This is a genomic window from Pseudomonas sp. PA-1-6B, assembly GCF_021609545.1.
GTDB lineage: Bacteria > Pseudomonadota > Gammaproteobacteria > Pseudomonadales > Pseudomonadaceae > Aquipseudomonas > Aquipseudomonas fluorescens_BV.
Genome location: NZ_WJZM01000015.1, coordinates 78,558 through 97,517 on the forward strand (window position 1 = coordinate 78,558; position 18,960 = coordinate 97,517).

The 18,960-nt window shown below is 60.6% G+C and carries 21 protein-coding genes; 9 read left to right on the plus strand and 12 right to left on the minus strand.

Going from position 1 to position 18,960, the window contains the following annotated elements; genetic code table 11:
• The first annotated feature begins 109 nt into the window (after positions 1 to 109).
• From moaC to moaE, 3 genes are read left to right on the plus strand one after another with little or no spacing between them, the layout of a single operon-like run.
• Positions 110 to 583: a cyclic pyranopterin monophosphate synthase MoaC gene (moaC, locus tag GIV35_RS09980; protein WP_105225833.1), complete on the plus strand. Its 474-nt coding sequence runs from the start codon at positions 110 to 112 to the stop codon at positions 581 to 583.
• Complete coding sequence (gene moaD / locus GIV35_RS09985) at positions 580 to 822, plus strand: molybdopterin converting factor subunit 1 (RefSeq protein ID WP_073524183.1); 243 nt, start codon at positions 580 to 582, stop codon at positions 820 to 822. The genes moaC and moaD overlap by 4 nt, the downstream gene beginning before the upstream one ends.
• Before the next feature lie 2 nt (positions 823 to 824).
• A complete protein-coding gene (gene moaE / locus GIV35_RS09990; RefSeq protein WP_105225834.1) occupies positions 825 to 1,274 on the plus strand; it encodes a molybdopterin synthase catalytic subunit MoaE in 450 nt (149 codons plus the stop codon).
• Positions 1,275 to 1,418: 144 nt separating this feature from the next.
• Here the strand turns inward: moaE and rhlB are convergent, their stop codons facing one another.
• Together rhlB and GIV35_RS10000 are read right to left on the minus strand one after the other, a co-directional pair.
• Positions 1,419 to 2,885 (minus strand): ATP-dependent RNA helicase RhlB, encoded by a 1,467-nt coding sequence (gene rhlB, locus GIV35_RS09995; protein ID WP_105225835.1) that lies wholly within the window; start codon positions 2,883 to 2,885, stop codon positions 1,419 to 1,421.
• A gap of 95 nt (positions 2,886 to 2,980) precedes the next feature.
• Positions 2,981 to 3,637 (minus strand): alpha/beta hydrolase, encoded by a 657-nt coding sequence (locus GIV35_RS10000; RefSeq protein ID WP_105225836.1) that lies wholly within the window; start codon positions 3,635 to 3,637, stop codon positions 2,981 to 2,983.
• Between the two features lie 346 nt (positions 3,638 to 3,983).
• Here GIV35_RS10000 and GIV35_RS10005 point away from each other — a divergent pair, with 346 nt between their 5' ends.
• From GIV35_RS10005 to GIV35_RS10020, 4 genes are all read left to right on the plus strand, one after another.
• Positions 3,984 to 5,015: an amino acid ABC transporter substrate-binding protein gene (locus tag GIV35_RS10005; RefSeq protein ID WP_034128697.1), complete on the plus strand. Its 1,032-nt coding sequence runs from the start codon at positions 3,984 to 3,986 to the stop codon at positions 5,013 to 5,015.
• Between the two features lie 72 nt (positions 5,016 to 5,087).
• The gene (locus GIV35_RS10010) at positions 5,088 to 6,269 is read left to right on the plus strand and encodes an amino acid ABC transporter permease (protein ID WP_105225837.1); all 1,182 of its coding nucleotides are present in this window, start codon (positions 5,088 to 5,090) and stop codon (positions 6,267 to 6,269) included.
• Positions 6,270 to 6,279: 10 nt separating this feature from the next.
• Positions 6,280 to 7,377 (plus strand): amino acid ABC transporter permease, encoded by a 1,098-nt coding sequence (locus GIV35_RS10015; RefSeq protein ID WP_014717022.1) that lies wholly within the window; start codon positions 6,280 to 6,282, stop codon positions 7,375 to 7,377.
• 10 nt (positions 7,378 to 7,387) lie between these two features.
• A complete protein-coding gene (locus tag GIV35_RS10020; protein ID WP_010444394.1) occupies positions 7,388 to 8,152 on the plus strand; it encodes an amino acid ABC transporter ATP-binding protein in 765 nt (254 codons plus the stop codon).
• A gap of 61 nt (positions 8,153 to 8,213) precedes the next feature.
• Here the strand turns inward: GIV35_RS10020 and GIV35_RS10025 are convergent, their stop codons facing one another.
• Both GIV35_RS10025 and GIV35_RS10030 read right to left on the minus strand, forming a co-directional pair.
• Positions 8,214 to 8,702: a type II toxin-antitoxin system MqsA family antitoxin gene (locus tag GIV35_RS10025; protein WP_105225838.1), complete on the minus strand. Its 489-nt coding sequence runs from the start codon at positions 8,700 to 8,702 to the stop codon at positions 8,214 to 8,216.
• Complete coding sequence (locus GIV35_RS10030; protein WP_236264380.1) at positions 8,699 to 9,010, minus strand: type II toxin-antitoxin system MqsR family toxin; 312 nt, start codon at positions 9,008 to 9,010, stop codon at positions 8,699 to 8,701. The genes GIV35_RS10025 and GIV35_RS10030 overlap by 4 nt, the downstream gene beginning before the upstream one ends.
• A 159-nt stretch (positions 9,011 to 9,169) precedes the next feature.
• Here GIV35_RS10030 and GIV35_RS10035 point away from each other — a divergent pair, with 159 nt between their 5' ends.
• Together GIV35_RS10035 and GIV35_RS10040 are read left to right on the plus strand one after the other, a co-directional pair.
• Positions 9,170 to 9,829, plus strand: coding sequence for a FadR/GntR family transcriptional regulator (locus GIV35_RS10035; RefSeq protein WP_105225839.1), 660 nt, complete (start codon positions 9,170 to 9,172; stop codon positions 9,827 to 9,829).
• On the plus strand, positions 9,819 to 11,084 hold the full coding sequence (locus GIV35_RS10040; RefSeq protein WP_198791260.1) for a CynX/NimT family MFS transporter: 1,266 nt from the start codon (positions 9,819 to 9,821) through the stop codon (positions 11,082 to 11,084). The genes GIV35_RS10035 and GIV35_RS10040 overlap by 11 nt, the downstream gene beginning before the upstream one ends.
• Here the strand turns inward: GIV35_RS10040 and GIV35_RS10045 are convergent.
• The 8 genes from GIV35_RS10045 to GIV35_RS10080 form a co-directional block, all read right to left on the minus strand.
• Positions 11,081 to 11,725, minus strand: coding sequence for a DUF1120 domain-containing protein (locus tag GIV35_RS10045; protein ID WP_200648485.1), 645 nt, complete (start codon positions 11,723 to 11,725; stop codon positions 11,081 to 11,083). The two genes, GIV35_RS10040 and GIV35_RS10045, sit on opposite strands and share 4 nt — an antisense overlap.
• A gap of 11 nt (positions 11,726 to 11,736) precedes the next feature.
• On the minus strand, positions 11,737 to 12,876 hold the full coding sequence (locus GIV35_RS10050; protein ID WP_236264381.1) for a DUF1120 domain-containing protein: 1,140 nt from the start codon (positions 12,874 to 12,876) through the stop codon (positions 11,737 to 11,739).
• Positions 12,877 to 12,887: 11 nt separating this feature from the next.
• Complete coding sequence (locus GIV35_RS10055) at positions 12,888 to 15,302, minus strand: fimbria/pilus outer membrane usher protein (RefSeq protein WP_268939820.1); 2,415 nt, start codon at positions 15,300 to 15,302, stop codon at positions 12,888 to 12,890.
• 138 nt (positions 15,303 to 15,440) lie between these two features.
• The gene (locus GIV35_RS10060) at positions 15,441 to 16,145 is read right to left on the minus strand and encodes a fimbria/pilus chaperone family protein (RefSeq protein ID WP_198714894.1); all 705 of its coding nucleotides are present in this window, start codon (positions 16,143 to 16,145) and stop codon (positions 15,441 to 15,443) included.
• 31 nt (positions 16,146 to 16,176) lie between these two features.
• Positions 16,177 to 16,806, minus strand: a complete 630-nt coding sequence (locus tag GIV35_RS10065) for a DUF1120 domain-containing protein (protein WP_236264383.1) — start codon at positions 16,804 to 16,806, stop codon at positions 16,177 to 16,179.
• A gap of 80 nt (positions 16,807 to 16,886) precedes the next feature.
• Positions 16,887 to 17,510 (minus strand): DUF1120 domain-containing protein, encoded by a 624-nt coding sequence (locus GIV35_RS10070; protein WP_223023291.1) that lies wholly within the window; start codon positions 17,508 to 17,510, stop codon positions 16,887 to 16,889.
• An 11-nt stretch (positions 17,511 to 17,521) separates the two neighbouring features.
• A complete protein-coding gene (locus GIV35_RS10075; protein ID WP_236264384.1) occupies positions 17,522 to 18,136 on the minus strand; it encodes a DUF1120 domain-containing protein in 615 nt (204 codons plus the stop codon).
• 34 nt (positions 18,137 to 18,170) lie between these two features.
• Positions 18,171 to 18,960: DUF1120 domain-containing protein (locus tag GIV35_RS10080; protein ID WP_329609955.1), on the minus strand; the 790-nt coding region annotated here is incomplete at its 5' end.

Below are 18,960 nucleotides of genomic sequence, written 5' to 3' on the forward strand. Positions count from 1 at the left end.
CTGTGGCGAGGGAGCTTGCTCCCGCGCCACAGTCATCTATGGAATAAACAGCCCTGCGCAAATTTGACCTACAGGTTTACAATCGTTGCTCCTGATCAGGAGTATCCCTGTGCTGACTCATCTCGATTCCCAAGGTCGCGCCCACATGGTCGACGTCACTGACAAAGCCGTGACGTTCCGTGAGGCGGTGGCCGAAGCGCGGGTGCGCATGTTGCCCGAAACGCTGACAATGATTGTCGACGGCGCCCATCCCAAAGGCGACGTGTTTGCCGTGGCCCGCATTGCCGGGATCCAGGCAGCGAAAAAAACCAGTGACTTGATTCCCCTTTGCCACCCGTTGATGCTCACCGGCGTCAAGGTGGAGCTGAGTGCCGACGGTGCAGACGCGGTTCGTATCGTGGCGCGCTGCAAACTCTCCGGCCAGACCGGCGTTGAGATGGAAGCCCTGACCGCCGCCAGCGTCGCGGCACTGACGATCTACGACATGTGCAAGGCGGTGGACCGCGGCATGACCATTGAGAGTATTCGCCTGCTGGAAAAGCTGGGCGGTAAGAGCGGGCATTTCAAGGCGGATGAGCAATGAGTATCAACGTACTGTTTTTTGCGCGCTACGCCGAAGCGGTGGGTTTCGACTCGCTGGAGATGGAAGGTGAGTTTGCCAGCGTTGATGCCGTGCGCCTCGCGCTGGCTTCTGACCCGGAATTCGCCGTGCTCAACGAAGCGAGCCTGATGTGTGCGCGCAACGAGGAGTTGTGCAGCCTGGACGAGCCGGTGCAAGCCGGCGATGAAGTCGCTTTCTTCCCACCCGTGACCGGAGGCTGACCATGGCCATTCGTGTGCAGGTCGAAGCCTTTGATCCCGGTGCCGAAGTCAACGCCATGCACGCGGCCAACGTGGGCGTGGGCGCGGTGGTGAGCTTTGTCGGCTATGTACGCGACTTCAATGACGGGCGCGAGGTGGCGGGGATGTTCCTGGAACACTACCCCGGCATGACCGAAAAGGCCCTGGCCAAGATCGCCGTGGAAGCCGAACAGCGCTGGCCGTTACTCAAGCTGGAGGTGCTGCACCGTATCGGCGCGCTGGAACCGGGCGAGCCGATTGTGTTTGTCGGCGCGGCCAGTGCGCATCGGCAGGCAGCGTTTGATGCCTGTGCGTTTGTGATGGATTACCTGAAGACGCGGGCGCCGTTCTGGAAGAAGGAGAACACCAGTGAGGGGCCGCGTTGGGTAGAAGGACGCAGCAGTGACCACGCCGCAGCGGATCGCTGGAAGTAGCCAGCCAGACGCAGAAACCAATGTGGGAGCTGGCTTGCCTGCGATAGCATCACCTCGGCGTGACTGAAAAACCGAGGTGTCTGCATCGCAGGCAAGCCAGCTCCCACACAAGCCCGCTCCCACATTTTTTTTCCGCATTTCAGCTCAAGGGCGTTTGCGCTCTACTGCGCGCAACAAATGCGTCGGCGGCGTTTCACAGCTGATCTTGCGCCCCAGCAACGCCTCGATGGACGGCAACTGGTACGAGTCATCTTCGCCCGCAAAGCTGATCGACACACCCGCAGCCCCAGCACGCCCGGTACGGCCGATGCGGTGCACGTAGTCGTCCGGTACTTCCGGCAGGGTGAAGTTGATCACGTGGCTGATGCCGTCGATGTGAATACCGCGACCGGCTACATCGGTAGCCACCAGCACGCGGATCTTGCCTTCACGGAAGCCTTCCAGGGTCTTGATGCGTTTGTGCTGCGGCACATCACCCGACAGTTGCGCGGCGTTGACGCCGTCGCGCACCAGGCGTTCTTCAATGCGGCGCACTTCGTCCTTGCGGTTGGCGAAGACCATCACGCGCTCCCAACCGTTGTCGTTGACCAGGTTGTAGAGCAGCTTGTACTTGTCGGCACCGGCGACGGCGTAGATATGCTGCTCGACGTTTTCGCTGGCAACGTTGAGTGCTTCGATCTCGACGATGGATGGGTCGGTGGTCCACTGCTTGGCGAGGTTCATCACGTCTTCGGTGAAAGTCGCGGAGAACAGCAGGGTCTGGCGCTCGGTTTTCGGCGGCGTCTGGCGAATGATCTGGCGAACTTGCGGGATAAAGCCCATGTCGAGCATGCGGTCGGCTTCGTCCAGCACCATCACTTCGACCATGTCCAGGTGCACGTCGCCACGCTGGTTGAAGTCGAGCAGGCGGCCCGGGGTGGCGACGAGGATGTCGCAGTGACGGGCTTCAAGGTGCTTGAGCTGCTTGTCGAAGTCCATGCCGCCCACAAACGTCATGACATTGAGGCCGGTGTACTTGGTCAGGTCGGCGGCGTCCTTGGCGATCTGCACCACCAGCTCACGGGTCGGGGCGATGATCAGCGCACGCGGTTCACCCATGTAGCGCTCTTTGGGCGGCGGCGTTTGCAGCAGTTGGGTAATGATCGAGATCAGGAACGCGGCGGTCTTGCCGGTGCCGGTCTGGGCACGACCGATGGCGTCTTTGCCCGCCAGGGTGAAGCCCAGCACTTGTGCCTGGATGGGCGTGCAGTACGGGAAACCCAGGTCCTGGATGGCGTGCATCAGTTCCGGGGCCAGTTTGAAATCGTGGAAGCGGGTCTTGCCTTCCTGGGGTTCGACGACGAAGTCTTCGAGTTTCCAGGGGGTCACGGGCGGTTTGGGCGCACGTTCGCGACGGGGCTTGGCCACAGGCGCTGGGGTGGGTGCGGCAGGCTTTACCTGTTCAGGCGGCGTCACCGTGGTTTTGTTCGGTGAGGCGGCGGGCGCGTTCCGGCCGGGCTGTTGACCGTCATTGCGGTTGCCAGGCTTGGGGGCAGGAGCACTGGGAACAGGCGCGAGCGGCTCAGCCTCGCTTTTGCCGAACATCTTCTTGAGTGCTTTGAGCACGGTCATCTCATTAATTGATTAAGGAATGTACGCCGGCCAGTGTAATGCAAGAATCGGGCGCGGCGTAGTGCGTCTGTCATACGGCTACATAAACACGGGATTCAGCGCAGGCGTTCAGTCAGCCAAGTGCCTATATCGTGTATCTCTTGGGGTAACACTTCGTGGCCCATTGGGTATTCCTGCCATGCCACGGTGACACCACGGCTCTTCAAATGCTCGTAGGCGCTGCGGCCCATGGCGTTCTGCACCACTTCGTCGTACTGGCCATGCAGGCAGAGCGTGGGGATGCGTTGCTGGCTGGCGGATAATTGCAGGTCATTATCGAAGGTGGGCGCATAGGTGGAGAGGGCGATCACACCGCCCAAGGGTCCCTCCCATTTCTTGAACGCGGTATGGAAAACCACCGCGCCACCTTGAGAAAAACCGGCGAGGAAAATTCGCGAGGTGTCTATTCCGGTTCTCTGTTGCGCCTCGATCAGGTCTGTGACCATTTTTGCCGACGCTTCCAGTTCTTCCAGGCTGATCGAACGGGCCGGGCTCATGGCCTTGATGTCGTACCAGCTCGGCATCTCGTAGCCGCCGTTAATCGTCACCGGACGCGTGGGCGCCTGGGGCAAAACGAAGCGGGTGGTCAGCAGGGTTTCCTGCAGGGCTTCGGCCACCGGCAGGAAGTCGTAGCGATCGGCGCCCAGGCCATGCAGCCAGATAACGCAGGCGTCTGCGGGCTTGGCGGGCTGAAGAATCAAGGGTTCAGTCATGTCTGCTCCATAGGTGTGCGGGCGCTCCGATGAGGTGCGTCGGAACGGTGCGCGACAGGTTGATCTGTTAAGAGAATGTCGCAAGGTTGAATCTTTTGCCATCGAAGCGCAGTTACAGCCACTCGGCCAAGACTCTGGTACGCGCCTTGCTATGTGTAGCTCGATGTCAGAACTCTCCCAGGGCGGTAACACTATCAGTGACTGCCGCTCGTGGGAAAGCAACTGGAATTACCGCAAAAACCTCATGCTGCTTGGCCCCAAAAAAAACCAACACGGGTCGATATCACCTCATAAGGGTGCGCTGAGGTTGGAGCTCCGACACAACAAGAGCAATTGGAGGTTTGTAATGAAGGTATTGAAATCCACCCTGGCCATCGTCTCTGCGGCGGCTGTACTGGGTGTCAGTGGTTTTGCCCAGGCGGGCGCCACCCTGGACGCCGTGCAGAAGAAAGGCTTTGTGCAGTGCGGTGTGAGTGACGGCCTGCCGGGTTTCTCGGTGCCGGATGCCAGCGGCAAGATCCTCGGGATCGACGCTGACTATTGCCGCGCTGTGGCGGCTGCCGTATTTGGCGATGCCACCAAGGTCAAGTTCAGCCAGTTGAACGCCAAGGAGCGTTTCACCGCGCTTCAGTCAGGCGAAGTCGACATCCTGTCGCGCAACACCACCATGACCAGCTCTCGCGATGCGGGCATGGGCCTGAAATTCCCGGGCTTCATTACCTACTACGACGGCATCGGCTTTCTGGTGAACAACAAGCTGGGCGTCAAGAGCGCCAAGGAACTGGACGGTGCAACCATCTGCATCCAGGCCGGTACCACCACCGAGCTGAACGTTTCCGACTATTTCCGCGCTAACAACCTCAAATACACCCCGATCACCTTCGACACCTCCGATGAAAGCGCCAAGTCGCTGGAGTCCGGGCGTTGCGACGTGCTGACGTCCGACAAATCCCAGCTGTTCGCCCAGCGCAGCAAGCTGGCTTCGCCGAAAGACTACGTGGTGCTACCGGAAACCATTTCCAAGGAGCCCCTGGGCCCGGTCGTGCGTAACGGTGATGACGAGTGGCTGGCCATCGTGCGCTGGGTGGGCTACGCCATGCTCAACGCTGAAGAGGCCGGTGTGACCTCCAAGAACGTCGAAGCTGAAGCCAAGGCCACCAAGAACCCGGACGTTGCGCGTCTGCTCGGTGCCGACGGCGAATACGGTAAAGACCTGAAAGTGAAGAAGGACTGGGTGGTACAGATCGTCAAGCAAGTGGGTAACTACGGCGAGATGTTCGAGCGCAACCTGGGCAAGAGCACGCCGCTGGAAATCGACCGTGGCCTGAACGCCCTGTGGAACAACGGCGGCATTCAATACGCACCCCCTGTGCGCTGATCGCTGATGGTTCTGTCACCCGGTAGGCCAACTGCCGGGTGATGTTCTGTTCCATTATTTTCGGGGCACTTCATGCAAAATCAAATCGGCGCACCCAAGCAGAAGCTCAGCTTCAGCGACCCCAAAGTGCGTGCGTGGCTGTTCCAGATCATCACGATCGTGGCGGTGGTCTCGCTGGGCTGGTACCTGTTCCATAACACCCAGACCAACCTGCAACACCGGGGCATCACCTCGGGTTTCGACTTTCTTGAGCGCAGTGCCGGTTTCGGCATCGCGCAGCACTTGATCGATTACACCGAATCGGACAGCTATGCCCGGGTGTTTGTCATCGGCCTGCTCAACACTTTGCTGGTGACCGTCATCGGTGTGGTGCTGGCAACCCTGCTCGGCTTCATCATCGGCGTGGCACGCTTGTCGCCCAACTGGATGATCAACAAGCTGGCGACGGTGTACGTGGAGGTATTCCGCAACATTCCGCCGCTGCTGCAAATCCTGTTCTGGTACTTCGCGGTGTTCCTGACCATGCCAGGGCCGCGCAACAGCCATAACTTCGGTGACACCTTCTTTGTCAGCAGCCGTGGCTTGAACATGCCGGCAGCGCTGGCGTCCGATGGGTTCTGGCCGTTTGTCGCCAGCCTGGCGGTCGCCATCGTTGCCATCGTGCTGATGACCCGCTGGGCCAACAAGCGCTTTGAAGCGACGGGGGTTCCTTTCCATAAATTCTGGGCGGGCCTGGCGCTGCTGGTGGTGATCCCGGCGTTGTGCGTGTTGATCTTCGGTACGCCATTGCATTGGGAAATGCCCAAGCTTGCGGGCTTCAACTTTGTCGGTGGCTGGGTGCTGATCCCGGAACTGCTGGCGTTGACCTTGGCGCTGACGGTGTACACGGCGGCATTTATTGCCGAGATCGTGCGCTCGGGCATCAAGTCCGTGAGCCATGGCCAGACCGAAGCGGCACGTTCACTGGGCCTGCGCCCGGGGCCGACGCTGCGCAAGGTCATCATCCCGCAAGCGTTGCGCGTGATCATTCCGCCGCTGACCAGCCAATACCTGAACCTGGCGAAAAACTCGTCGTTGGCCGCCGGTATCGGTTATCCGGAAATGGTTTCGCTGTTTGCCGGCACGGTGCTCAACCAGACCGGCCAGGCCATTGAAGTCATTGCCATCACCATGAGCGTGTACCTGGCGATCAGCATCAGCATTTCCCTGCTGATGAACTGGTACAACAAGCGCATTGCGCTGATCGAGCGGTGAGGACACACCCATGACTACGCATACGTTCAAACCTGATATGCCACCGCCGAGCAAAGTCTTCGGGCCGGTGGCCTGGATGCGCGCCAACTTGTTCTCGAGCTGGCTCAATACACTGCTGACCTTGCTGGCGATCTACCTGGTGTACCTGGTGGTGCCACCGATCCTGCACTGGGCCATCCTCGATGCCAACTGGGTGGGCACCACCCGCGCCGACTGCACCAAGGAGGGCGCCTGTTGGGTGTTTATCCAACAGCGCTTCGGGCAGTTCATGTATGGCTATTACCCCGTCGACCTGCGCTGGCGCGTGGACATGACGGTATGGCTGGCCATCGTGGGCGTGGCGCCGTTGTTCATCTCGCGTTTCCCACGCAAGGCGATCTATGGCCTGGGCTTTTTGGTGCTGTACCCGATCATTGCCTACTGCTTGCTGCATGGCGGCGTGTTCGGGCTGAGCAACGTGGCGACCAGCCAATGGGGCGGCCTGATGCTGACCCTGGTGATCGCCACGGTGGGCATCGCCGGCGCATTGCCGCTGGGCATTGTGCTGGCGCTGGGGCGGCGTTCGAACATGCCGGCCATTCGGGTGGTCTGCGTGACCTTCATCGAGTTCTGGCGAGGCGTGCCGTTGATCACCGTGCTGTTCATGTCTTCGGTGATGCTGCCGTTGTTCCTGCCCGAAGGCATGAACTTCGACAAGCTGCTGCGGGCGCTGATCGGTGTGATCCTGTTCCAGTCGGCCTATGTGGCCGAAGTGGTGCGCGGTGGTTTGCAGGCGATTCCCAAGGGCCAATATGAAGCCGCTGCGGCGATGGGCCTGGGCTACTGGCGCAGCATGGGCCTGGTGATCTTGCCGCAAGCCTTGAAGATGGTGATCCCTGGGATCGTCAACACCTTCATTGCCCTGTTCAAGGACACCAGCCTTGTGATCATCATCGGCCTGTTCGACCTGCTCAACAGCGTCAAGCAAGCCGCCGCCGACCCCAAATGGCTGGGCATGGCCACCGAAGGCTATGTGTTCGCCGCCCTGGTGTTCTGGATTTTCTGTTTTGGTATGTCGCGCTATTCCATGCATCTGGAACGCAAGCTCGACACTGGCCACAAGCGTTAGGAGTTTTTTGATGAGCGAAGCAATCAAACAGCCTGTGAGCCCTGAAGGCATTATCCAGATGCAGGGCGTCAACAAGTGGTACGGCCAGTTCCACGTGTTGAAAGACATCAACCTCAACGTCAAGCAGGGCGAGCGTATCGTGCTGTGCGGCCCATCGGGCTCGGGCAAGTCCACCACCATCCGCTGCCTCAACCGCCTGGAAGAGCACCAGCAAGGCCGCATCGTGGTCGATGGCGTGGAGCTGACCAATGACCTCAAGCAGATCGAAGCGATCCGCCGCGAAGTCGGTATGGTGTTCCAGCACTTCAATCTGTTCCCGCATTTGACCATCCTGCAAAACTGCACGCTGGCGCCGATGTGGGTGCGCAAGATGCCCAAGCGCAAGGCCGAGGAAATCGCCATGCACTACCTGGAGCGTGTGCGCATTCCGGAGCAGGCCCACAAGTTTCCCGGGCAGCTTTCAGGTGGCCAGCAACAGCGTGTGGCGATTGCCCGCGCGCTGTGCATGAAACCCAAAATCATGCTGTTCGATGAGCCGACGTCTGCGCTGGACCCGGAGATGGTCAAAGAGGTACTGGACACCATGATCGGCCTGGCCGAAGACGGTATGACCATGTTGTGCGTGACCCACGAAATGGGCTTTGCCCGCACAGTGGCCAATCGCGTGATCTTCATGGACAAGGGCGAGATCGTCGAGCAGGCGGCGCCGAATGACTTCTTTGATAACCCGCAGAATGAGCGGACCAAGTTGTTCTTGAGCCAGATATTGCATTGATGGAAGGTTAAAAAACAAACCCGGCCTGGAGCCGGGTTTGTTTTTTGCCTGTTGATCTGCATCAGGATGCTTGGGCCGCACGTTGTTGCTGATCTTTTGCAATGAGTAGGCGATTGAGGTCTTCTCCGACATTGAGCGCCTCGATCTCGGCCAGCAGATGCGGATGCTTATCCAGTAGGCGCATGAGTGTAAACAATGGTTCAGGAGGGAAAACCTCAGCCCTTTCGTAGCGAGAAAATGAGTTTTGCCCGCGCACAGTCAACAGCTTCACTGCCTCCTTCTGAGTGAGGTGCAGTTTGCGACGGATTCGCTTCATTTCAGCCGCGATGACTTTTCTGCCATCAATCAATAATTGGTCACTGGCATCGGAATAACGCTCTGCGCTGTCATCGTCATGATCGAATTCGATTTCCTTACAAACCTGGCATTCCCAGCCCGCGATGTTTGGAATGTCGCGCATCATGCCGCGTGTGTTGATGGTGAAGGTGCGACCTGCGAAATACTGCATTCCATCATGGGTTCCGCAATTCACGCATTGTTGGGTTTTCATAAGGTTTTCTCCTTGAAGGAGATTACGGGAGCTTCGCCGCCTGGGCGGTGAGTCACCTTGATGTAAATCTCCGTACCGTACATCTTGATCAGATAGACGTCCTGCCATATCCGGTGGTCTGCATAGGTTGTCATCGATTTGTACAACATTCGCGTTTCAAGGGCGCAGTCCGCCAACCGCATCTGGCCGATGCTCAATTCAAGTTGACGAGCGCTCTCCCGCGCAGTTGCCGTAAAGGCTCTGTGGCCCAGCCGGATGACTTGCGCCTTGATCAAGGCCAGATCGTAATGAGGTGTGTACTTTTCCATAAGACACCTGAGTCCAATAATTACCCTCTGAGGGTAATTTTACCAATCGAAAATACTGCTCCTTTCCCTGCCTAAAAACCCTAGTGCGTTGCCTTTGTAGGCGACTCCCAATAGGCTGTAGGAAAATTCATCCTATGATTGGACGAAAGCGTAAAGCCCATGACAGACATTGCCCCGCTGATCAAACGCTCCCTGGTTGACCAGACGCTGGAACAACTACGTCTGCGCATTGCCCAGGGTGTGTGGGCCGTTGGCGAACGCCTGCCCACCGAGCCCGAACTGTGCGCCGAACTGGGGATCAGCCGTAACACAGTGCGTGAAGCCATGCGCGTGTTGGCATTCTCCGGGTTGATCGAAATCCGCCAGGGCGACGGCAGTTATCTGCGCTCGATGACCGACCCGTTGGGCACGATGCGTGCGTTGTCTCATTGCACCCTGGGGCAGGCGCAGGAGACGCGGCAGATTCTGGAAGTGGAAGCCATCGGCCTTGCTGCGCAACGCCGTACTGCAAGTGACCTGCGAGCATTGCGCACAGCGCTGGATGCCAGCGCCGCGCTGTATCAGGGCGACCTCGAGGCCTATATCAGCGCCGACCTGGCGTTTCACCAACGCTTGGTGGACGCCGCACACAATCCGGCGTTGAGCGAGCTGTATCAGTATTTCTCCGCTATCGTCGGCGCGCAGTTGCGCCAGACCCTGAACCTTTCACCGCGTCGCCAGGCCGTGTTCGACTTGCACGTTGCCCTGCTTGACGCCGTGGAGCAGCAAGACCCCGAACGTGCCAAATCCCTCTGCCGGCAGTTGATCAATGAACCCTGAAACCCAACGCACGCCCGAACTTGAAGAGTTGTTGATTGACGCCGAGGCCGATGACGACGAGGTGCAGCACAGCCACCCGCGGGTGAGCCGGCCCTGGTTGCTGTTGCTGGGCCTGATCCTGGTCGCGCTCAACTTGCGCCCGGCCTTGTCGAGCCTGTCGCCGCTGTTGGCCGACGTCTCCAGCAGCCTGGGCCTGTCGGCCGCCCAAGCCGGTTTACTGACCACCCTGCCGGTGTTGTGCCTGGGCCTGTTCGCGCCCATGGCGCCGATCCTGGCCCGACGCTTTGGGGCTGAGCGGGTGGTGTTCGGCATCTTGCTGACCCTGGCTGGCGGGATCATCCTGCGCAGTTCATTCGGGGAAGTGGGCCTGTTTGCCGGCAGCCTGATCGCCGGCGCCAGCATTGGCATCATCGGCGTATTGCTGCCGGGTATCGTCAAGCGCGACTTCGCCGCACGTGCGGGCGCCATGACCGGCGTCTACACCATGGCCCTGTGCCTGGGCGCCGCATTGGCGGCAGGGGCCACGGTACCCTTGAGTCATTACTTCGGCGACAGTTGGCCCCTTGGTCTGGGGTTCTGGATTCTGCCAGCGCTGTTGGCGGCGTTGTTCTGGTTGCCGCAAGTGGGGCAGAAGCACGGCGCCCATCGCGTCGCTTACCGTGTGAAGGGGCTACTGCGTGACCCGTTGGCCTGGCAAGTGACCTTGTACATGGGCCTGCAATCGTCCCTGGCCTACATCGTGTTCGGCTGGTTGCCGTCGATCCTGATCGGCCGTGGCCTGAGTGCCACAGAGGCGGGATTGGCGTTGTCCGGCTCGATCATTGTGCAGTTGTTCAGTTCCCTGGCCGCGCCATGGCTGGCTACCCGTGGCAAGGACCAGCGCCTGGCGATCGTGGTGGTGATGCTGCTGACCCTCGGCGGCCTGTTCGGCTGCCTGTATGCGCCGCTGGACGGTTTGTGGGGTTGGGCGATTCTGCTCGGTCTGGGGCAGGGCGGTACCTTCAGCCTGGCGCTGACGTTGATTGTGCTGCGCTCGCGTGACGCTCACGTAGCCGCCAACCTGTCGAGCATGGCCCAGGGGATCGGTTATACCCTGGCGTCCCTTGGCCCTTTCGCTGTGGGCGTGGTGCATGACTGGACCGGCGGCTGGACGGCCATCGGCTGGATCTTCGCAGTGATCGGCCTCGGCGCCATCGTGGCGGGCCTGGGCGCCGGACGTGCGCGCTACGTGCACGTCACCTGTGAGAAGGTCTAGAGATAAACCACTTCCAGCGTGGCCGAGCCGTCAATCGGGGTTTGCGTGCTCAAGTCCAGATGCTTGCGAGCATTGATCACGGTCTGCACCGTGACGTGGCTGCCTATTATGCCAATGGCGGTGGGGCCGCTGACGCTGCCCTCGATCGACGTAAAACCCAGGTAGCTCCTGGAACCGATGTCGATGGGGTTGAGGTTGGACGTGCGCCATGCCAGACCCCCGGTGGTGGATTCGGTGCCGTAGAGTTGCCCGTTGTTGCTGGCCTGGGTCTGCCGAGGATCGAAGGTCATGGAGTAGACGCCCAGGGGCGTGCCGTTGCTGTCGAACCCCAGCCCGTAGTAAATCTCGCTTTCGACCAGCGTCGAGTCGCTGCGGTTGTCTTGCATGCGCAGGGCATAACGTACCGGGCCGGTACACGCCATGCCGAAGAACAGGGTCTTGGCGGGAAGACGGGTGCGGGTTTCCAGGTTCAAGTCTTGTTGAGATATTTTGCCGTAGTCAATCAGGCCGCCGTTTGACAGTTGCGGCAGGCACGCGGCGGGCGTGACCAGCCCCTGGACGCTGAGGTCCACCGTCGAGGCCGCCAGCGCCGCCTGGGTGCTGGTCAATAATAGAAGGCTGCAAAGGGCAGGAATTTTCATGGTACGCACTCCTACAAGTAAATGATTTCGAGGGTGCCGGACCCATTGATACGCACGACATCGCGCAGATCCAGCGATTGGATGGGGGCCAGGTACGTCTTGATGCGCATCGTGCCGGTCAGGACCTGTATGGCGAGTGGGCCCGTAGTCACGCCGGTCTTGTCGGTAAAGCCCATGAGGCTGTTGGCAGCCATGGGTATCTGCCGCGCAGTCGAACTGCTCCAGGCTGCGCCATTGCTGGTGGAGTCGGTGCGGTACAGCGTGGACACGCTGTCGGCGCTGAATTCCGCTGGGTCGACCGTCAGGTAGAAACGTCCGATTTTGTTGTTGCTGGCGTCCAGGTCCAGACCATAGGCCGTTTCATCGGTGCCGCCGGTGGCTGAGCCATCGCGATTGTCTTTCATGCGCAGGCCGAAGCGGGCCGGAGCATCGCAGGTCACGCTCAGGCGTACGGTGCGCGTCGGTAGCGGTGTTTCGTGGGTGGCACTCAGATCCTTGGCGTACAGCGTGCCGTAGTCCACGACGCCCTGGTCCGACAGTGTCGGTTGGCAGGCGGTCGGCGCGAAGTGGGCGCGCAACGTGAGGTCGCGGTAACGCCCGCTTGCGCTGTGGTACATCATCCCGCTGACTTCCCAGGTGGTGGCGTCGCGTACCTGGGTGGCGGCCGGGTCGGCCCAGGCGCGCAGAGTCAACTGCAACGCCAGGGTTTTCCCCTGTAACACCGTGCCCTGGTGAAGCGGCGCGATGCCATGGTCGGGCCGCCATTCCAGCACGCTGGCGCTGCTCACCGGCGCCTGGCCAGCGCCGGGCAACAAGCCCAGTTCCACCGCCCGGCCGTCGAGTACGGCGTTGCCGACCTCGATGGCGTAGCTGCCGTTGGGAGTGAATTGCAGGCGTTGCGCGGAGGCGGCGGTGCCGCGATAAAACAGGCTCAGGTCCTGGGCCTGGGGGCAGGTGAACGTCAGGCTCAAACGGCGCTCGCCGAGCAGGCGTTGCGGCGCGCTGTCGCTTTGCGCCAGGCGACTCATCAAGCCCAAATCCACCATCGGTTCGCTGAGGTTGAATTGGCACTCCTCAAAGGCTTGAGCGGTGCCGGCAAACGCGAGCAATAACCCCAGGCTCACGTAGCGCAAACAGATTGCAGGGTGCATGGCAGTACTCCTCATGGTGTGTGGCAACGAGCAGGTGCGGTTTCGAAATACACCGTGGGGTCGGCTTTTGCCGGTAGTTGGTAGCGCAATTCACAGCGTTTGCCTTGGGAGGTGGTGATCCACAGCGCTCCTTGGTCCAGCACATTGGGCAGGAACACCTGGCTGGCGTCCTGCACCAAGGTGATGAACTCACCTGTGTTCGTCGTAACGGACGCTCCCACCGGCATGGGGTTTCCCTTATCGTCGCTGACGGTGAGCAGCATGCGGCGGGTCAGGCCCACGCCGAACTCGACCCGATCGACAGCGCCACGCCCGGCCGAGATCACGGCCAGGCCATTGTTGATATCGGCGTTGCGCGGTAGCGAGCGGGTCTGCACTTCCACTGGGCTGCGCCCGTAGGCGGCCACCTGCGGCACCACGGCCTGGCCTTGCCAGTCGGTCCACACCGGCCCACTGGGGGTGCTGAGCTTGATGCCGCTCATGTCGCCGACGGATACCAGAGCGAAGGTGTCGCGCACCGGGTAGGGGGTAAATGTCATGCCGTCGCCATGCACGACTACACCGCCGCGGGCGCCGCCCTGGTAGCTCGAACGCTCGGCATCGGAGCGGCTGTAGCTCAAGTCGAGTTGGGTATAGCGCGGCAATGCCGAAACGCCCACGCTGGTTTCCACCTGATGGTCACTGCTGTCGTGTTCGGCGCTGACGCGGTAGCTCAGTTGGTCGTCGATCTGTTCGGTCAGGCCCAGGCCGGTACGGTTTTGGCCGCCGGAGTTGCGCACCCAACTGCGCAGCCGGCGGCTTTCGCCCAACGGCACGCTGACAGTGAGGTAGACCGCGTTGTCCTGTTGCTGGCGTCCGCCCATCTGCCACTCGGCGCTGGCCGATAACGAGACTGCGCCAATGCTCGTGCCCCACGCTGCGAGCGCGCGGCTGCTGCTGTTGCCCTCGAAGGTACTCGAACGTGAAACGCCGGCGCTGAATGCGCCCAACTGCGGATGTGACCACCCCAGGTTGATACTTTGTTGATCGCGATAGCGTGAGTTGCGCTGACTGTCGTCGCGCTCGTAGGTGCTTTCCTCCAGTTCGCGGTAGCCGCTGCTGCGCCAGGAGTTGGCGGCGCTGAACGACCAGCGCTCGCTCAGGCGCTGTGACCAGGAAAGATCAGTCTGCACGCCCGAGACTTTTTCCCACGACTGGGTGTTGGACAATTGGGTAGACACTTGGATCTGACTGTCCAGCCACGGCAGCCAGCCCAGGCTGGCGCCCGCCGAGCGATACTCGCCGGTCGCCAGCACGCCAGTGCCCAGGGTCAGTTGCGGATGCAAGTTCCCGGTCCAACCGGCGCTGACCACCCACGGCGCCTCTGCCTCGGCCCCGCCGACGTTACGTACGCGCCCCGCTGCGACCGAATAGCCGGGTGCAGGCAGGCCGAGACCGAGCATGGCGGCGGGTACGGTGAAACGTCGTTCCCCGCCGACACTTTCCTTGACCGTAACTTCGACGTCCGAACGTGTATTCAAACGGCGTACATCGTTCAGCACAAACGGCCCGGCAGGCACCACGGTGGAGTGAATCAGCGCGCCGTTCTGGCGCACTTCTACCTGTGCCGGGCTGTTGGCGATCCCCTGGATTTGCGCGCTCTGGCCTTGCTCCTGAAGGGCCTGCTCGGTCAGCACCTGGACGCCGGTGATTTGTGCGCCAGACAACACCGGGTTATAGAGGTTGATCTGCCCGGCCTGCAGCACTGCCTGATGGCTGGCGAAGGTCCGTTGCGCATAGGCCTCCAAGTGGGTGCTGCGCGATAAGCCATCCTGCCAGGTCTGCACCTGGCGGCTGCGCACGATCCAGTCGCCGGCGTTGAAGCCGACTTCGGTATTGGCTGAGCCAAACCGGCTGGCGTCTTCGCCAAAGCGGTTGTAGAACCCGCTCAGGTCGTAGTTGAGCATCCCGGCAAACCCGCCGGTCTGGTAGCCCGAGATGTCCTGTTGCACGGGGCGCAGTGCTTCGGTGGGCACGACCAGTGCCAACGTCAGTGTCGACGGGTCCGGTTCCACCAGGCTTTGCGGATACCGCACGAGAAAATCCTCACAACCTACGGGATCAGCGGGTATCACCAGGTTGGCGGCGTCCAGCAACGCACGGTCCAGGCAGGGGGTGCCCTGTTGATCGAAACTGACCTCCAGGCGTCCCCGGCGCAGGCCATTGACTCGCAGGTTGACGCTATGACGCCCGGCGGCAAAGCGCGGGGTTGCCAGCAGCAGGCTGGCCAACTGTGGATCGATGCCGCGCTGATGCAAGGTCTGGGCGTCGAAGCCTGCGGGGCTGGTGTCGTCGGCCCACGCCTTGTCCGGCATAAGCGCATACAGCAGCAACACCAGCGGCAAGGCTGGGCGAATGGGCACGGCTTCGCCGTCACGGTAACTCAATACTGTTTTCACGCAAGGTACTCGCTTAGTGAACGCACAGCCCTCATTTGGTTCGGGGCTTTGGGCGTTCTGGTGACGGTCGATAAGCCGTCACTTCGTTATCCAGGCGGCGGTCTTGGCGACGCCTGTGGTTTTCTGTCAGAGGGTGATGGGGGCGTCGTAGGCCTTGACCGCAAACCCGTACACAGTGGCCGGTTGCAGCCTCACCGTCTTGGCTTGGCCACCGCTGGCCGGCACGCTCAAGGCTTCACCTGGCAGCACGTAGGTGCGCGGCAGCATCGCCTTGCCGTCGCCGGGCAACAACTGCAGCTCCTGTGCCAGGCGCACCACATAGGGCGTGTCATTACGCACCTGCAATTGGCCGTCGCGCAGGGTCCATGTCAGGCCGGTCCAGGGGCTGCGATTGGGTGCCAGGCCCTTGGGATGCACAATCACCGGCAGGTTCTGGCGTACGGTCACGCCCACCCGGGCATGACCGGCGGCAGTGGCTGCGCGGCCCTGGGGCATGCCTTCGAACACGGCGCGTTTGAGCCGCTGGGTGAGCAACGGTTTTTGGTTTTGCAGAATAAAGCGCACCAACTGGGATTTGGACGCTTCGACTCGGGACAGCGGCGGCGTCACCACCAGCAGGGGTTCGGTGTCTTCCGGAATATCCTGCAAGGTCACATGCAACAGCGAAAGCTGGCTGTCGGAATTGGTCACCGAGACGGAAGCTTCACCATCGGCCTCGTGGACGATCACCACGGATGTGTCCGGGACCATGCCGTCAGCCTTTGCTTGATTGCCGAATATCAGCAGCAGGGCAATAAGGCCGAACGCGGTGTTTGAGCATGTCATCGTCATGATGGGTTTTCCATTAGGCGAAATGAGTGGGTCAGAGGTAACGCAAATCCAGAACGATGGAGCCGTCGAGGGGCACTTCCTGATTCAGAGTCAGGTACTGCGAAAAGTTGATGGCGGTGTCCACTTGAAGCTGGACCCTCAACTGGCTGATGAAGTCGGGTTGACGGTCGCCCGTCGGGGCAAAGGCCATATAGGATCGCGGGTAGCCATTGGGCTCTTGCGTCCAGCTTTCGCCGCTGTTGGTGGAGGCCAAGACTTGCATGGCCTGTGAATCCCCCACCGGGTTGCGGTACGACAGCGCCACGGAGCCGAGACGCTCGTCCGGTACATGGATGTTCCTGCCCAGCCCATAGAAATAATCCGGTGCCAGGGAAGACTCCGCACGATTGTCGATACCCACCAGCGCAAACAACATGGGCCTGGCGCATTGCACCTGCAGTTCGAGTTGTCGGCTGGGCAGCACGGTGAATTCGTCGACAAGGAGGGTGTGTGCGGGGATCTTTCCGTGGTCGACAAAACCTTCATCCGACAGCTCGATATAGCAGGCATCCGGTGTCACACGACCGGTTACCGTAAGGTCGACAGCGTTGCCCGCACTGGCCTTGGTCGCAGCGCCCAGGGATAACCACAACACGGCAAGGAAACGGGTGAACATAGTCATCGATTCATCACTGGCACGGGTGAACACAGCCCACGGCAAAGCCCATGCCCATCAAGGATGAGGGCATGGGGCGCCATGGGTCAGAGGTACTTCACTTCAAGGGTGGCGGAGCCGTCGATGGTTACTTCGTTGCTCAGGTCCAGGCCGTCGGCGCGGTTGATAGTGGTGAACACGTCCAGGTCGACGGTCAAATCCTTAACTGCCAGGGGCTGGGTGGCGTCATCCATTGAGGCCACCGACATGTACAGGCCTGCGTCCCAGTCTCGCCATCTCATCCAATTCTGAAGGTCATAGGAGGAAATCGTCTGCACTACCACGCCTTCATCGGCGACCGGGTTGCTCATGCGGATGTAGTAATAACCCAGTTGCTGGGTCTCGTTGGTAAAGCCCAGCCCATAATAGCCTGAGCCTGACGGGCTTGAAGTAGCACGGTTATCTACCGAGTGCAGGGCAAACTGAATCGGGGCGTCACAATTGACCGTCATTGCCAGGGTCTGTCTATCGAGCTGTGTCTGCCTGTCTGTATTCAAGTCCTTGGCGGAAATCTTGCCGTGGTCGATCACGCCACCACCGGACAAGCTGGGTGTGCAAGCGCTGGGCACGATCAGCCCCTTAACGGTCAGGTCAACGGACGATGCAGCAAAGGTTGTGGCCGAGCCGAGCAGCAATACGCCGGCGGCCAGGGCGGTCAATCGGGTTTTCATCGTGGGGCTCCTTAAAGGTAATTGACTTGTACGGTGGCGTGACCATCGATAGGGACTTCGTCGGTCAACGTCAGGTTGTTGGCAGGTGCGATATGGGTGATCAGGCGGATCTCGGCGTCCAGCTCCTGAATTGCAATCGGTATCACGTCGTCGCTGTGGGCGATCGCCGTCAGCAAGGTATGGCTGAGCATCACCGAAGGCATCCAGGTCACGCCGCCATCCCTTGAAGTGATGGTGCGCACGGAGACGCCGTCGGCCACGGGCATATAGAGACCCAGCCCGGCATCGCCGACTTTTTCATCGCTGGGTGTGGTGCCCAGCCCATGCCAGCTGAAGTGGCTGGCGGAGGTGCCTGAACGGTTGTCGATGGTGTTGAGGGTGAAGTACGTCGGCCCGTCGCAGCGCACACTCAACAGCATGGTTTCTCTGGGCAGATCGGTGTAGGTATCGGTGTTGAGGTCCTTGACCGACACCTTGCCGAAGTCCACAGTCCCGCCGCCGGAGATGACTGGCGAGCAAGCGCTGGGGGTGATGCTGCCGCGCACGAGCAAGTCTGTGTTGCTGGCGGCGAATGCGGTCGGGCTGAGGAGCAAGGCGCCTATCAGGCCGGATGCAAAAACATTCATGTCAGTGAATCTCCTTGGGCTGGGGGGCGAGGTCTTACAGGTACTGGACTTCGAAGGTCGCTGAGCCGTCGATGGCCACTTCGCTGATCAGTGTCAGGTCGCGTGCGGGCCCGATCGAAGTCAAGAGCGTGACGTCCACGATCGCGTCCTTGATCGGGTGAGGCGCCCAACTGCCGTCAATACGACTGCCCAGCGCTACCCGATCGTTTGGCGCTACTTCATCGTCATCAAAGAGTCGGAACCATTGGTTTCCGTCTTTGTACATCGTGATTAAGGTGGAAGGCGTTTCAGCGACGGGCCTGCTGAATACCAACCTATAAGCGCCGAGCTTCTGGGTGCCGTTGATCACGCCCAGGCCAAAGGCATCGCCATAAGCGGCCGAGCCCGCACGATTGTCGACGGGGTGGATGGCGAACAGCGTCGCCGCGTCGCAGTTCACGCTCAATTGCACGGTCTTGCGTTCAAGCCAGGTCAGGCTGTCGATGTTCAGGTCTCTTGCCGAGATCTTTCCATAATCAACGTCACCCGAAAGGCTAGGCGCACAAGCGCTGGGCGTGATCAGCCCTTTGACGGCCAGGTCCACGCTGCTGGCAGCGAATACCGATGAACTCATGGCGAGCAGCAGGGCACTGCTCAATAGGGATACAGGGCTCTTCATTTTTCTGTTTTTTCCATTGCAGGCTGGCAGATAGAGGTGCGTGCAACGCAACGCCCGCTTCGGTGTCGGCGGGTGGTTGTCGGTGCGACGGTCTCGATATTTTTTGCGGCTGCCGGGGAGTGGCAAGCCGTCCCTCTTTTGGGGTGGGGCACAATTTAGCGAGGGG